Source organism: Geomicrobium sp. JSM 1781026, assembly GCF_041949955.1.
GTDB lineage: Bacteria > Bacillota > Bacilli > Bacillales > Marinococcaceae > Geomicrobium_A.
In genome coordinates this window covers 319,432-331,359 of record NZ_JBHFQF010000003.1, presented here as the reverse complement: position 1 = coordinate 331,359, position 11,928 = coordinate 319,432, and the positions used below count along the sequence as shown (strand labels likewise).

The 11,928-nt window shown below is 44.5% G+C and carries 15 protein-coding genes and 1 pseudogene; 12 read left to right on the top strand and 4 right to left on the bottom strand.

All coding sequences use genetic code 11. From position 1 onward, the window contains the following. Window positions 1–203 precede the first annotated feature (203 nt). Window positions 204–752 (top strand): TetR/AcrR family transcriptional regulator, encoded by a 549-nt coding sequence (locus tag ACE1TF_RS06975; protein ID WP_375015460.1) that lies wholly within the window; start codon window positions 204–206, stop codon window positions 750–752. A 31-nt stretch (window positions 753–783) separates the two neighbouring features. Further along, window positions 784–1,404: a hypothetical protein gene (locus ACE1TF_RS06970; RefSeq protein ID WP_375015458.1), complete on the top strand. Its 621-nt coding sequence runs from the start codon at window positions 784–786 to the stop codon at window positions 1,402–1,404. On the opposite strand, the gene ACE1TF_RS06965 is transcribed toward ACE1TF_RS06970, so the two are convergent. After that, the gene (locus tag ACE1TF_RS06965) at window positions 1,399–1,815 is read right to left on the bottom strand and encodes a hypothetical protein (RefSeq protein ID WP_042397019.1); all 417 of its coding nucleotides are present in this window, start codon (window positions 1,813–1,815) and stop codon (window positions 1,399–1,401) included. The genes ACE1TF_RS06970 and ACE1TF_RS06965 overlap by 6 nt on opposite strands. Before the next feature lie 173 nt (window positions 1,816–1,988). Here ACE1TF_RS06965 and ACE1TF_RS06960 point away from each other — a divergent pair, with 173 nt between their 5' ends. The 4 genes and pseudogenes from ACE1TF_RS06960 to ACE1TF_RS06945 all read left to right on the top strand — a co-directional run bounded on the left by ACE1TF_RS06960 (window position 1,989) and on the right by ACE1TF_RS06945 (window position 3,951). Next, window positions 1,989–2,546 carry a hypothetical protein gene (locus ACE1TF_RS06960; RefSeq protein WP_375015456.1) on the top strand — a complete coding sequence of 186 codons (558 nt, stop codon included), beginning with the start codon at window positions 1,989–1,991 and terminating at the stop codon, window positions 2,544–2,546. After that, window positions 2,543–3,019, top strand: a pseudogene (locus tag ACE1TF_RS06955) (hypothetical protein); the annotation flags it as partial. The gene ACE1TF_RS06960 and the pseudogene ACE1TF_RS06955, both read left to right, overlap by 4 nt. Window positions 3,020–3,070: 51 nt before the next feature. Continuing rightward, the gene (locus ACE1TF_RS06950) at window positions 3,071–3,574 is read left to right on the top strand and encodes a GNAT family N-acetyltransferase (protein WP_375015680.1); all 504 of its coding nucleotides are present in this window, start codon (window positions 3,071–3,073) and stop codon (window positions 3,572–3,574) included. Further along, window positions 3,571–3,951, top strand: coding sequence for an FAS1-like dehydratase domain-containing protein (locus tag ACE1TF_RS06945; RefSeq protein WP_375015454.1), 381 nt, complete (start codon window positions 3,571–3,573; stop codon window positions 3,949–3,951). Before ACE1TF_RS06950 ends, ACE1TF_RS06945 begins: the two co-directional genes overlap by 4 nt. A gap of 1,199 nt (window positions 3,952–5,150) precedes the next feature. On the opposite strand, the gene deoD is transcribed toward ACE1TF_RS06945, so the two are convergent. Further along, window positions 5,151–5,864, bottom strand: coding sequence for a purine-nucleoside phosphorylase (gene deoD / locus ACE1TF_RS06940; protein WP_042397030.1), 714 nt, complete (start codon window positions 5,862–5,864; stop codon window positions 5,151–5,153). Window positions 5,865–6,111: 247 nt separating this feature from the next. Between deoD and ACE1TF_RS06935 the strand changes: the two genes are divergently transcribed. From ACE1TF_RS06935 to ACE1TF_RS06920, 4 genes are all read left to right on the top strand, one after another. Further along, window positions 6,112–6,414: a hypothetical protein gene (locus ACE1TF_RS06935; protein WP_375015451.1), complete on the top strand. Its 303-nt coding sequence runs from the start codon at window positions 6,112–6,114 to the stop codon at window positions 6,412–6,414. Window positions 6,415–6,531: 117 nt separating this feature from the next. Continuing rightward, the gene (locus ACE1TF_RS06930) at window positions 6,532–6,915 is read left to right on the top strand and encodes a GntR family transcriptional regulator (protein ID WP_042397033.1); all 384 of its coding nucleotides are present in this window, start codon (window positions 6,532–6,534) and stop codon (window positions 6,913–6,915) included. Next, window positions 6,912–7,790 (top strand): ABC transporter ATP-binding protein, encoded by an 879-nt coding sequence (locus ACE1TF_RS06925; RefSeq protein WP_042397035.1) that lies wholly within the window; start codon window positions 6,912–6,914, stop codon window positions 7,788–7,790. Before ACE1TF_RS06930 ends, ACE1TF_RS06925 begins: the two co-directional genes overlap by 4 nt. Then, entirely contained in the window at window positions 7,780–8,787 is a 1,008-nt protein-coding gene (locus ACE1TF_RS06920; protein ID WP_042397040.1) for a hypothetical protein, read from the top strand. Before ACE1TF_RS06925 ends, ACE1TF_RS06920 begins: the two co-directional genes overlap by 11 nt. Before the next feature lie 18 nt (window positions 8,788–8,805). Here the strand turns inward: ACE1TF_RS06920 and ACE1TF_RS06915 are convergent, their stop codons facing one another. Then, window positions 8,806–9,063 carry a hypothetical protein gene (locus ACE1TF_RS06915; protein ID WP_375015448.1) on the bottom strand — a complete coding sequence of 86 codons (258 nt, stop codon included), beginning with the start codon at window positions 9,061–9,063 and terminating at the stop codon, window positions 8,806–8,808. Between the two features lie 1,309 nt (window positions 9,064–10,372). On the opposite strand from ACE1TF_RS06915, the gene ACE1TF_RS06910 reads away from it, so the two are divergent. After that, window positions 10,373–10,687 (top strand): DNA-binding protein, encoded by a 315-nt coding sequence (locus ACE1TF_RS06910; protein WP_373900166.1) that lies wholly within the window; start codon window positions 10,373–10,375, stop codon window positions 10,685–10,687. Window positions 10,688–10,727: 40 nt separating this feature from the next. Here the strand turns inward: ACE1TF_RS06910 and ACE1TF_RS06905 are convergent, their stop codons facing one another. Beyond that, complete coding sequence (locus ACE1TF_RS06905) at window positions 10,728–11,423, bottom strand: helix-turn-helix domain-containing protein (protein ID WP_375015446.1); 696 nt, start codon at window positions 11,421–11,423, stop codon at window positions 10,728–10,730. A gap of 219 nt (window positions 11,424–11,642) precedes the next feature. Here ACE1TF_RS06905 and ACE1TF_RS06900 point away from each other — a divergent pair, with 219 nt between their 5' ends. Beyond that, the gene (locus ACE1TF_RS06900; protein ID WP_042397046.1) at window positions 11,643–11,906 is read left to right on the top strand and encodes a helix-turn-helix transcriptional regulator; all 264 of its coding nucleotides are present in this window, start codon (window positions 11,643–11,645) and stop codon (window positions 11,904–11,906) included. Window positions 11,907–11,928: the final 22 nt, after the last annotated feature.

The following is an 11,928-nucleotide window of genomic DNA, read 5'->3' as shown; positions in this document are numbered from 1 at the left end:
AAAAAGAATACAACGGATTTTTTGTACTTAAGTATGAACTGTATGAACAAATGCGTTCCCCACCTATATTGACGTTTAAAATGTACATTTCATATTATATATACACAGTGTTGTCTAAACAACAAACAGTTGTGTAATGTTTGTTAAGAAACCAACACAGTCGAATAAATCTGTTGGAGAACAACGAAAACGAGGGGATTGTAATGGACCGAAGAAAGAAGTATACGCGTAGGGTGCTCGCGGAATCTCTCATTGGTTTACTGAAAGATAAGCCAGTGGCTAGTGTGACGGTAAAGGAGCTTTGTGAAGCAGCAGATGTGAATCGCTCCACATTTTATAGTCATTTTAATGATCCGTATGACCTTTTGAATCAGATTGGTGAGAAATTTGAGAGTGACCTTTATGAAACGCTTCATCAGTATGACTTTGCTGAAGAAGAGGAGGAGCTTCTCATGACAGAGAAGATCTTCGAATACATTGAAGAGCAGCGTGAGTTGTGTATCGTGCTTCTTAGTAGCCATGGAGATGTGACGTTTAAAAGACGGGTCATGGAGGTGGCTAAAGATTATGTTCTTGGGAGGTGGAACGTAGAACGGCAGGCGAATATTCCTGAGTACATTCCAAGGTTGATGATTAGTGGAACGATTGATGTGATTGAACATTGGTTAAAAGACGAGAGGCATGAGTCTCCAAAGGAACTGGCTGCGATGCTTCACCAGTTCAAAAACTATGGTCTTAGAAGCTTTTCATAAGTCGTCATGTTGAGGCATAGTCTATGAGTGAATGGAGGGGGTTTTTATCCGTTTACGAGAATTGGACAATACGGACCGAGTCATCCTTCAACCAAGTGACGTGGAAGAAGTTCGAAGGGTAGCGCTCGATGAACGAACGATTCGTTTTTGCCTTACCGACTGTTTATTTGTCGTTTATGAGGACGAACCTATGAAAGCGATTGGGCTTCATTTCATGTTTAAACAGGAACGAATTCAATGGATTGAATATGATTTAAGCACTGGAGCGGTTCAATATCAAGCTCAGTTGGGATCGAGCTATTATAAAGACGGGACGTTTAGCATTTTGAACAATGGTTCCGTGCCAGTGACTGATATTCAGCAAGTTGCCGCGGCTTCATTTTTACTGATACGGCAAATCTTTCATTATATGATTCAGCGCCCGTCATCAGTTGCGGTCCGCACTGTGACGAGTGCCATGCAATTGCCTAAAGTGAGGACGAAGCAAGTGCGCGTCTCTGTTCGTCGGTACAACGTGTATACGAACCGAGTAGAGCGAAGGCTCGTTGACCGGCATACTGAGGCGTGGTCTCCGGACACGGTGTGGGTATGTTCAAGCGCAGGAGAACGGGTTTCACGAGTGAAGCCCAACCATCAACCTGAGATGCTATGACAGGGGCGCGGCGGCTTCCCCTTTCTCTTCATACCATCGGACCATGCGCCACACGTGGTCTTCTTCTTTTTTCCATACTTCAAGTGACAAACCAAACACTTCATAATCTGCCCCTTGGAAATGAACCCGATAACTGACAGCCGCTTGCTCGGGTGCTTGGACAATCACTTCTAGGTTCGTGTATGTGAAAGAGATGTGTTGGCTGTTGTAAAGCTGGGCGGCTTGCTTGTTTCCGTCTTTGATCGTATTCCAATCATACGTTTCGACTTTACCGGTTGTAGGCATAAATAGATAGCCGTTGAAAGCCTTTGAGTAATAGCGATTAAGCTCAGCGTATTCTCCATGCGCGAATTGGTTATGCAAATGTTGCATCCGCTTGATCTGCTCGATGACCTCTTGCTTAATGTCCACGATAACGCCTCCTTGTTCTTTTCCTAAGTATTCGATTGATCGTGTTGAGATTCCTTTGCATACACCGAAAGTCCTGATTGTTCTCGCTTGTACCCGACGATTGGATGTATTATGATCAACGTAATGAAACGTTTTCCTCAGCAACTCGTCATAGTAGGTGAGGAGTGAGGCTCATGAAGGGTTGGTTGCTCGTTTTCGTTGTCGTATTGCTCGTTAGTTGCGATAATTCAGATAAAAACAACACAGATGATGAGGTTGTGACGTCGGTAACGGTTGATTACGAAGTGTATCCGTTTCCGGAATTAATTGATCGTGCGGATGTGATTGCCGAAGTTCAAGTTGGTCGGGTTGTTAAAGAAATAGACACTGGGACTCCGAGCACCATCTTAGAAGGAGAGATTCTGGATGTGTTAAAAGGAGAACCGACCCGGCGAACGATTCAGTTTAAACAAGAAACGCAAGAAGAGATACAAGTGAACGGTCAATCTGTTTATAATCGTGACGACGTGTACGTGTTCTTTTTTAAGGAAGCATCGAGAGAGCCATACGACTATTGGATCATTAGCTTAGATTCGGGTGCGTTTTTCGCGACAGATGGCGTATATGAGCAAGGTTCATATACGTACACGGACTTGGAAGATTTAGAGCCGAGCGGACAATCGGTTGTAGAACGAGACGTGTTAAAGTCAACCATTGCAGATCAAGTCTCATCGAAGGATGATGAAGAATGAAAGAATTTGTAGAGCGACAAATGGAGAAAGCGATGGCGACGGTCTACTTTGACGAGTCGCTTGGCTTGCGGGAACAAACAGCTGACTTGGCGATAATTCACCGCGTCATTGCGGAACTAGAAACGTTGCTTTATTCGGACGAAACGATAGCCTCTGAGAAACACCAACTACGGGGCGCGTTAGGGAACTTATATCGCTTTGCCAATGAGCCTGAACAAGCGATTGATTATTTGATGTTTAATGTGTCAGAAGCGATGCACGATCATGATAAACACCGAGAGGCCGTCGCCCGCATCCGGCTAGGGGAAGCGTTCAAATATGCAGAACAGCATAAGCGTGCGTTGGAACAGTTTGAGTGGGCGCTTCGTCATAATGAGCGATACAAAGACTTTGCTTTGCAGCATCAAGGCAAATGCTTACTGGAGCTTGGCAGAATTGAAGAAGCCATTATTTGTTTTGAGACAGCTCTTTCAATCCGGCGTGAAAAAGATGATGAATCTTTAATTGCCTCAACAGAAGCGGCGATTCGCTACGCTAAGGACGGGCAGCCTCTCCGTGTTCAGCAGCTCGTACGAAACGATCGTCTCTTTGGACGAGCGGTTGATTTGTTTTGGAAAACGTGGGGAGAAGAAGGGGGGCGTCTGTTTTATGAGGATGCGATGACGCATGCTCTGACAGACGTAGAAGGGACTCCGAGCTTTTATATCGCCGTAAAAGACGATGTGATTGTCGGTACATACGCCCTTTTACGAAATGACCTAAATAGCCGGCAAGATTTGCAGCCGTGGCTTGCTTGTTTGTACGTGGACCCGGAGATGAGAGGGGGCGCCCTCGGGGCGAAGTTACTCGGACATGCTCTCGTTGAAACGGAGAAGAGAGGCTACCGGTCACTGCACCTCACGTCTGATTTGCACGGATATTACGAAAAGTACGGCTGGAAAAACATCGGAGTCGCTTACAATACGTCAGGAGAAAGCATCCCGATTTTTCATAACTACACAAGAAAAGAAGGGGCCGACCAGTCATGACTATGACACAAGGAGAAGTCATCACCTTTGAGCGAACCTTCACGCGAGCAGAAGTCGAACAATTTACTAAGTTGTCCATGGATACAGGCAACCATCATGTACATCCTGATGAACAAGGAAGGCTCATGCTGCAAGGGTTACTCACAGCAACGATGCCAACGAAGATTGGCGGAGATCAAAACGTCATCGCGCGCACGATGACATTCCACTTTAAAAAACCAGTGTACGCCGACGAGCAGATCCGCTGTGACGTCACAATAGATAAGCTAACGGTAAAAGAGAATGGTCGTACTGCACTTTTAGCATCATTCGTATGTACGAACGAACAAGAAGAGAGCGTTTTAGAAGGCAATTTTGACGGTGTTATTATCAAGTAGTGATCTAGATTGTTAAGTCGTGATCTATGTAAGTTGAACGAAAGATTTTCTTCAAGAAGCAAAGGTAAGCTTGGTAAGTGCAAACTGTGCTCGAGTTGGGGAGAGTCGCTGGAAAAGCGGTCTGTTCTCATAAACTAGGGAACAGATTACCGGGGCACCAGTACAAACTCCGCCCCGAAGTACTCACAAGACGTCGGCGCGAGCCGCGCCGAACCGAGTGCGGTTTCGTTTCGGCCCCGCAGGGGCCGACGTGTCGTTGGCACTTCATCCTGGAATCTACGCAGGAGTTTGTTCCAACGCCTGCGCAGATGGGGGGAACTCGCGCGCAAATTGACTCTCCTAGCACCGCGCTACCCCTGCCAACCAAGAGTTCAAATCAAGAAAATGCTAAGTTCACTCCATATAGATCGTTAATGTCGCGATCTAGATCACCGATCTCCTAGTAATCCCCAAATCCGAGCGACCCGTCGGCACCAGAGGTGCCGAAACCAGTAAAAAATGATCTAGATCACCCCGAAAATGGTCTATATAAGTTGAACTAAAGAATTTCTTCACGAACGAATGGTAGACCAACCGTTAAAGCCTAAAGTTCATCGACTTTGGGATCGATCTTAATCATTTACAATAGACGTAGCCATGATGGTTATCTACTGCTATTGACCTCCAAAGTGTACGGATCGAGTTGAATGCCAAAATTGAGCAACCCCAGTTCAGCAACGTCGCCTATTCAGTTCCGTTGATTGGAACGAAAGGCGGTGACGCCTGCGGAAGAAGGGCCGAGACGAGACCCCGCAGGTCTCAAGACCGAGGAGGCTCGGCCGGTCCTCCGCGGTCAAGAAAACACGGTGGGCGTACTTTGGCCACCGATGTTGCACTTATGCTCTGGAGTGCAAGCATCCGCCTGCAGTGGAAAGCAACAACAAACTGTGCAATTAGGAAAATGTTAAGTTCATTCTATATAGATCACGAATTATGAGCAGAAAATCGTGGTTTTTGTGTGATCTAGATCATTTAATCTGTGATCTAGATCATCATTCTCCTAGAATATTCAATCCCTTGCGACCGACAGCGATGCCGAAGACCGTTCGGTATAGCATCGGCACCTCCGGTGCCGATCGTGGCTGTACAAGAGTGCACCCTGTCATGCAAAAAGCGGATGCCCTGAATTTCTGGGCATCCGCTTTTACGTTTTTCTAGTTTTACGCCAAGTTCAAGGCGATGTCCATCATTTTCGTGAACGAGTTTTGGCGTTCTTCGGACGTTGTTTCTTCATTTTTGAAGATATGGTCACTAACGGTGAGGATCGTTAAGGCGTTGACACCGGCAGCAGCAGCGTTCATATAGAGCGCGGCGGCTTCCATCTCAATGCCTAGGATACCCATATCCTTCCATTTTTTCGCTGCAGTTTCATCTGCGTTGTAGAACGTATCGCTCGTAAGGACGTTTCCGACATGTACTTTTTGTCCTTGCTCGTCCGCAATTTTCTTCGCTTTTTCGAGAAGCTCAAAAGAAGCAATTGGGGAGTAGTCGCCTGGAAGGTGATATTGGCTTACATAGTTGGAATTTGTCGAAGCACCCATTGCAAAAATGACATCATAAAGATCGAGGTCATCTTGCAATGCGCCGCAAGAACCGACGCGGATTAAGTTTTTGACACCAAAAATGTTAATTAGTTCCCATGAGTAGATACCGATACTAGGCACACCCATGCCTGTTCCCATGACGGAAATACGCTGACCGTTGTATGTGCCAGTATAGCCGAACATGTTGCGCACACTATTGAACTGAACAACATCTTCTAAATAATTCTCAGCGATAAACTTCGCGCGAAGTGGGTCGCCAGGGAGAAGAATTGTTTCAGCAATCTCTTGCCCTTCAGGATTAATATGAGCAGTCTGCTTATGTGTAGACATTCGTTACGTACTCCTTTATTGAATAGATTCGTGAGCGTAATTCCCACGCTCACCCTCTATCCTACAGAACGAGAAGCCGGATGTTAAGTTATAAGGTAAAAAAGACAATAAGTTGTTGCGAAAAGGGGAGGGTTAAGTGGTGTGGTTGGTCGGATGTTGGAAGGGAGGGGACGTCTCTTAAAGAGGCGTGCACCCTTCAGCCTTTGATTATAGTTATACTAAACTTATGAAGGGAGGCTAAATGTCGATGCGTATTCGTTGTATTGTTTTTGTCACGTCTGTTTATGATGAGCCGAATGAGCAGAATACCCAAACACTTATGAAAACATATGAATCAAATGTACGCCCAGTTGCAGGAGATATTATTGATGACCCTGGCTTTGATTCGAGATTCCACAATGGCTATGAAGTAGCTAAAGTTACATTAAACTACTCGGACGATGAATGCCTCGTCTCATTGGCTCCGCTCGTCACTGATCGCGAAAAGATGCCTGCTAAAGACTACATTGACCAATTAAAAATGACCGGCTGGAAAGTACTCAAACAGTAGAAGTATGCGGCGGATCTTACGAGATCTGCCGCTTTTTTAATGTGTTGACAGTTCATTGTACCTAGTGTACTATATCGACTAATACAATTAATCCCCTTGAAGTATGGAGGAGTGCCGATGATAAACATTGATGTGAAGGGAAGAGAGCCCATCTACCGGCAGATCGTTAATCAAGTGAAGGAGCAAGTGGCAAGAGGCGTTTTGGCCGTTGATGAGAAGATTCCTTCAGTACGCGAGCTGTCTGCAGAAATTGTTGTGAACCCGAACACAGTAAGTAAAGCGTATCAAGAGTTGGAGAGGGAAGGTGTCATTGTGACGGTGCGTGGAAGAGGCACATTTATTGCAGAACCAACACCAGGCGAGATTATGACGAAAGATATTGAGAACATTCGAAAAAAGGTAAAGCAAGTCGTACTCGAAGGCCACTACGCCGGGATTGACCGAGAAGTGATGCGCGATTGGGTGAGCTGTTATTACAATCAGTTTGGAGGTAAGTCATGATCGAAGTGAAGCATCTGTCTAAAAAGATCGGAAAGAAGCAAGTGCTCCAAGATGTTTCTTTTACCGTCGGTAAAGGATCGGTAACGGGCATCGTTGGGCGAAATGGTGCTGGGAAAACAACGCTTCTAAAAACGATGGTTACTATTCTTGACCCTGACAAAGGGGGAGTGGAGTTAAACGGGCAGAGTCTGTTTTTGCATCCGGAAGCGAAGCGCACGGTGCTGTACGTGTCTGATTCGGTCGAAGTGCTCAAGAGCTACTCAATTCAACATATCGTCTCTTTGTACGCAGACATCTATCCAAACTTCGACCAAGAGTATTTCCATGAATTGATGGCGCGCTTTAACATGCCGGCTGCAAAAAAAGTAAAGCATTATTCGAAAGGCCGTAAGGCGTTGTTCGCACTCATTCTTGCTTTTTCTGCCCGACCAGAATATATTTTGCTCGATGAGCCAACTGACGGACTCGATGTAGTTGTCAAAAAACAATTGCTCCGTTTTTTACTCGATGAAGTGGCGAAAGAGGGTGTTTCCGTTCTTATCGCGACACATCGTCTTGATGAACTGGAGACGCTTGCAGACCAAGTACTCGTTATGAAAGACGGAAAAATTGCCGAAACATTCCAACTTGATGAACTGCGAGAAACGTATCGCAAGTGGCAAATTGTGTACCGAGAGGAGATGCCGACAGCGTTGTTCGATAAGTTATATATGTTGCAGCAATCCGGACGGGTGTATACATGTCTTGCGGAGGGGGACCTTGAAACCTTAGAAGCGGATATTAAACAGTCTGACCCGTTGTTATATGAAGAGCTCCCGCTCACGCTTGAAGATGTGTTTGTGGCCAAACTAGGTGGTGAACAAATTGCTGAATAAAGGATTATTAAAGAAAGATTTGCGGAGCTCTTCGCTCATCTTGACGCTGTTTGCAACGTTATTGTTTCTCATCTATCCATTACGTACGATACTGGATTTACAGCATTTGCGATTAATGGAGCAACAAGACCCTATGGTGTTCAACAACATGACGGAGTATGTTGTGCGAGATATTTTTTCGGGGAACATTCTGTCGTTCTTTCCGATTTTGCTCGTCGTCGTCCTTGGCGGTATGCTCATCGGCTTAGAGCGTAATACGAGACGCCATGATTTTAGTTTGTCGCTCCCGTTTTCAAGGCGGCAGTTGTTTCTTACAAAAGTGATGATCGGTATGAGTGCTATATTCATTATATTCACAGTTAATATGCTACTATCATACCTGCTCATTTGGTTTTCTGACTACCGAGATTTACTTGTTCAGTTTGAAGCATTAGAGATGTATGTAATCCCGGTCCTTGCTTATATGGCGACGTTTGCGTTCACGTTATTTATGGGAGGCATCTCTGGAGAAATGGTGTCGCAAATTGTACTCACCTTTATCTTTCTCATTTTTCCGTATGGGTTTTCCATGTTGTTGCTCGTCTTTTTAGACGTTCATGGTCTCGGTCACGTTCAGTTTGCTGATGAATGGATCTACTTGTTGCTTCCTGCACAAATTATGGGCATCGGCTATTACATGGATATTCATCCGCTCGTGTATGTGTTCGTTTCCGTTACCGTGCTCGTCATTAGCGTCGGCATCGGCAGCTTGTTGTATGAACGGAGTAAGGCGGAACGAAATGGGGAATTTATCTTGTACGCTGCACTGAAGCCCGTCTTCTTCGTCGCGATTGTCATCTGCTTCGCCATGTTCGGGGGTATGATTTTCACCTTCGTCGGGAGTGTGACCGGTTTAACTGTCCTTTCATACTGGTTAGGGGCATTCATCATTGGCGGCATCGCCTATTTGATTACGAGGCGCTTGCTCGATATGAATGTGACGTTAAAGACAAATTAAAATAACCCCATCGATGCCTTAAGGCATCGATGGGGTTATTTTCGAAAGTGCAGAGTAGCAACTATAATATAGGACGCCTAAAAACATAAACACGATCATGATGAGCAATGCTTCGCCGGAGAGCGACCCTAATAATAATAGAGAAGGAATGAGAGACATCAACACACTAACGAGTAAAAATACGATGAGGCCGACAAAAAAGTTGCGGAACGTCACGAACGCACTGAGTAGTACAAATACGACGATCAACGGGATGGTTAAGGTAAAATAAATCATGGCAAATCCAGATACTACATTAAGTAATTAGAGCCCAAGGACAGAAAAAGGGCAAAGCGAATAAACCGAGCAACGAGGCTAAATAAAGAGATAATGAGTGATCGTATGAATAATCAGCTCCTTTCTGATAGTGCAATTTACTTAAGTTGAACTAAAGAATTTCTTTCAAGAACCAATGGTAAACCACCCTTTAGAGCTCTAAAGTTCAACGTCATCGGAGAGCGATGTTAATCGTTCACAGCAGACGTAGCAATGAAGGGCTTCTATGACTGCTATTGACATCCCAAGTGTATGAATCGCGTTCAGTGTCACAATGGAGAACCTCTAGTACAACAACGTCACCTATTCAGTACCGTTGATTGGAACCGAAGGCGGTGACGCCTGCGGAAGAAGGGCCGAGACGAGACCCCGCAGGTCGTAAGAAATTTACTGAAAAAGGGAAATTTGAAAAATGTATAACCGTGTTTCTTTTGTTATAAATAAAAATCCCACGTAGACCCTGTCTATGTTGGAATTTTCTTCAATTAGGAACTATTTTTAGCAGGAATCCCCACATAGAAAGGCTATATTCCCACATAGATGGTTCTATGTGGGAATAATTTGCGATTGCAACGCTCCATATTGTTCAAATCCCCACATACGTCGGACACGCTGGTTCGCGTTAACGAGTAACTTAGAGAGTGAGACGCTTTTTTTCAGTAACCTTACCGTAAGACCGAGGAGTCTTGACCGGTCCTCCGCTACATAGAAGAAAACACGGTGGCCGTCTTTTGACCACCGATGTTGCACTTATAGTCTGTACTGCCTAGAAAACACGGTGGTCGCCTTTTGACCTCCGATGTTGCACTTGTACTCCGGAGTGCATAGAAAACACGGTGGCAGATGTTTCGCCACCGATGTTGCCCTTGTAGTCTGGACTGCAAGTATCCTCCTATAGTGGAAAGCAACAATCAATAGCGCAAATCAGGGAAATCTAAAGTTTGCACTATTTAGTTTAAATATTCCGTTAAATATGAAGTGATGGATCATATTAGGACCGTTTCGTTTTTAGCGTTCGTACCGTTGCCCAAACGATTAGAGCAACAAGCGTGAGGAAGGCAGCCATCGTGAGATTTGCTGTACCGATCGAATTCAAAAAATCCATTCCAATGATTCCTCCTAATTAGAGTCTGTATATACAGAATATTCCCTTTAATTTTTGCTGTCAATGTACCGCGTTTCCTTTATAAAAATTTCTTTGTTTTCAATCAATATGCACTCATATTGTGTTACCTTTAAACTGTATGAGATACATAGAGGAGTGGTTGATTTGGATGGGTTGTTTTGGATTGGCATTGGTATGATAGGGGCTGCGTACTTTATCGGAGACGGATTAAAGAACTGGAAAAACCCAGAGGCGAAAGGGCTTAAGGAGATGTTTGGGTCAGAAGAAGATTACAGTCCTCAGCCAAAACTCATTAAGCAAGGTCATGTTCATCACTACATTGGGCTTTCAAAAGAGGACTCCAAGAAGCTCATTGAAGACCATTCGGATGTTCCCCACGTCGTTGTGAACGGGAATACATATTATCCAAGGAAACAGTTGGAAACGTGGATAGAATCGTTGGATGGCACACAAAAATAAGTACAAAAGGCACTGAAATCCGTTGAGATTTCGGTGCCTTTTACGTTAACGTTACGGAATACGACACAACCTTGCCGATAATACGTGCTTCGCTTGAATCTTGTTTGCGTACTTCTTTGTATTTAGGATCATTCGTTTCAGGTTCAAAAACGATTTGTTCGTTTACTAAGCGGTACCGCATGAGTTTCATTTGCTTTTCGTTGTTCATAATGACGATATCGCCGTCGTCGACATGTTGGTCCTCTGTTTTAATGCAAATAATAAAGGAGCCATACGGAATGAGTTGGTTCATGCTTTCGCTTTGAATATGGAGTGCAAACAATTCGTCTGACGCTACATGATTGCCAATCATTTGTTTTGGTAATGTAACAAATTCCAGGTCTTGCTCAACAATTCCTGTCATGACCGAAAGTGCTGCGGCAGCAAGGTTTCGGAAATAAGGAAGCTGAACGTAAGAATAACTGGCTTCATGTTCAGCGATGAAGTGGGGATGTTTCGTATGTAGTGGATCAAATCCTTCGCGGTGCACAAGGTCTGGATCAGCCATACCCGCAAAAAAATCCTGAATATTGACATTAAATTTCTCGCTCATCTCGCTAATTTTGTTCATTCGTGGTGTATTCACGCCTCGCTCCCATGCGCTTACTGTTGTCGGCGCAACGTTCAGAACTTTCGCGAATGCACGTAATGTCATGTTTGCCTCTTTTCGTGTCTTTTTCACGACATCTTTAATCAACAATCAGCCCTCCTTAACGCACGTTATTCGTGTTTATTATATCGTGTGTGCTAGGTCGTGTACAGATTTCCTCAGAAGCTGTGTACTAGGAAACGGAAGTATTGTACATATTTTGCAGTATAAATGCACTAATTGGCAATAAATGCTTCATTTTTCTGATTTATTTGTTGTTTGTGCATTTTAAATGTAATAAAATAGTCATAGAAAGGGGGGAGTCTCATGAAGTTCACACTTGCTCAGGCTCGGAAATTAAATGCTCTTACACAAAAGGAAATGGCGAAAAAGCTTGGCATGTCAGAAAAGCAGTACATTCATTATGAGAAATATCGGTTGTTTTTCAGAGCAGATGTGGCGTATCGGTTTTCTGTATTTGTGAGGCTCCCCATTGATCAAATCCTTTTCTACGATCCCGATGAGCATGGAGACTGCACGAAGGCGAAGCGACCACAAGACGGAAAGGAGGACCAAACGGATTGTAAGTAAAGGAAAGTTGTCATTTTTACTT

Excerpts from the sequence above, each read along its gene's own strand:
- ACE1TF_RS06975 (WP_375015460.1), top strand. The coding sequence starts at position 204 with ATGGACCGAAGAAAGAAGTATACGCGTAGGGTGCTCGCGGAATCTCTC.
- ACE1TF_RS06970 (WP_375015458.1), top strand. The coding sequence starts at position 784 with ATGGAGGGGGTTTTTATCCGTTTACGAGAATTGGACAATACGGACCGA.
- ACE1TF_RS06960 (WP_375015456.1), top strand. The coding sequence starts at position 1,989 with ATGAAGGGTTGGTTGCTCGTTTTCGTTGTCGTATTGCTCGTTAGTTGC.
- ACE1TF_RS06945 (WP_375015454.1), top strand. The coding sequence starts at position 3,571 with ATGACTATGACACAAGGAGAAGTCATCACCTTTGAGCGAACCTTCACG.
- deoD (WP_042397030.1), bottom strand. The coding sequence starts at position 5,864 with ATGTCTACACATAAGCAGACTGCTCATATTAATCCTGAAGGGCAAGAG.
- ACE1TF_RS06935 (WP_375015451.1), top strand. The coding sequence starts at position 6,112 with ATGCGTATTCGTTGTATTGTTTTTGTCACGTCTGTTTATGATGAGCCG.
- ACE1TF_RS06930 (WP_042397033.1), top strand. The coding sequence starts at position 6,532 with ATGATAAACATTGATGTGAAGGGAAGAGAGCCCATCTACCGGCAGATC.
- ACE1TF_RS06925 (WP_042397035.1), top strand. The coding sequence starts at position 6,912 with ATGATCGAAGTGAAGCATCTGTCTAAAAAGATCGGAAAGAAGCAAGTG.
- ACE1TF_RS06915 (WP_375015448.1), bottom strand. The coding sequence starts at position 9,063 with ATGATTTATTTTACCTTAACCATCCCGTTGATCGTCGTATTTGTACTA.
- ACE1TF_RS06900 (WP_042397046.1), top strand. The coding sequence starts at position 11,643 with ATGAAGTTCACACTTGCTCAGGCTCGGAAATTAAATGCTCTTACACAA.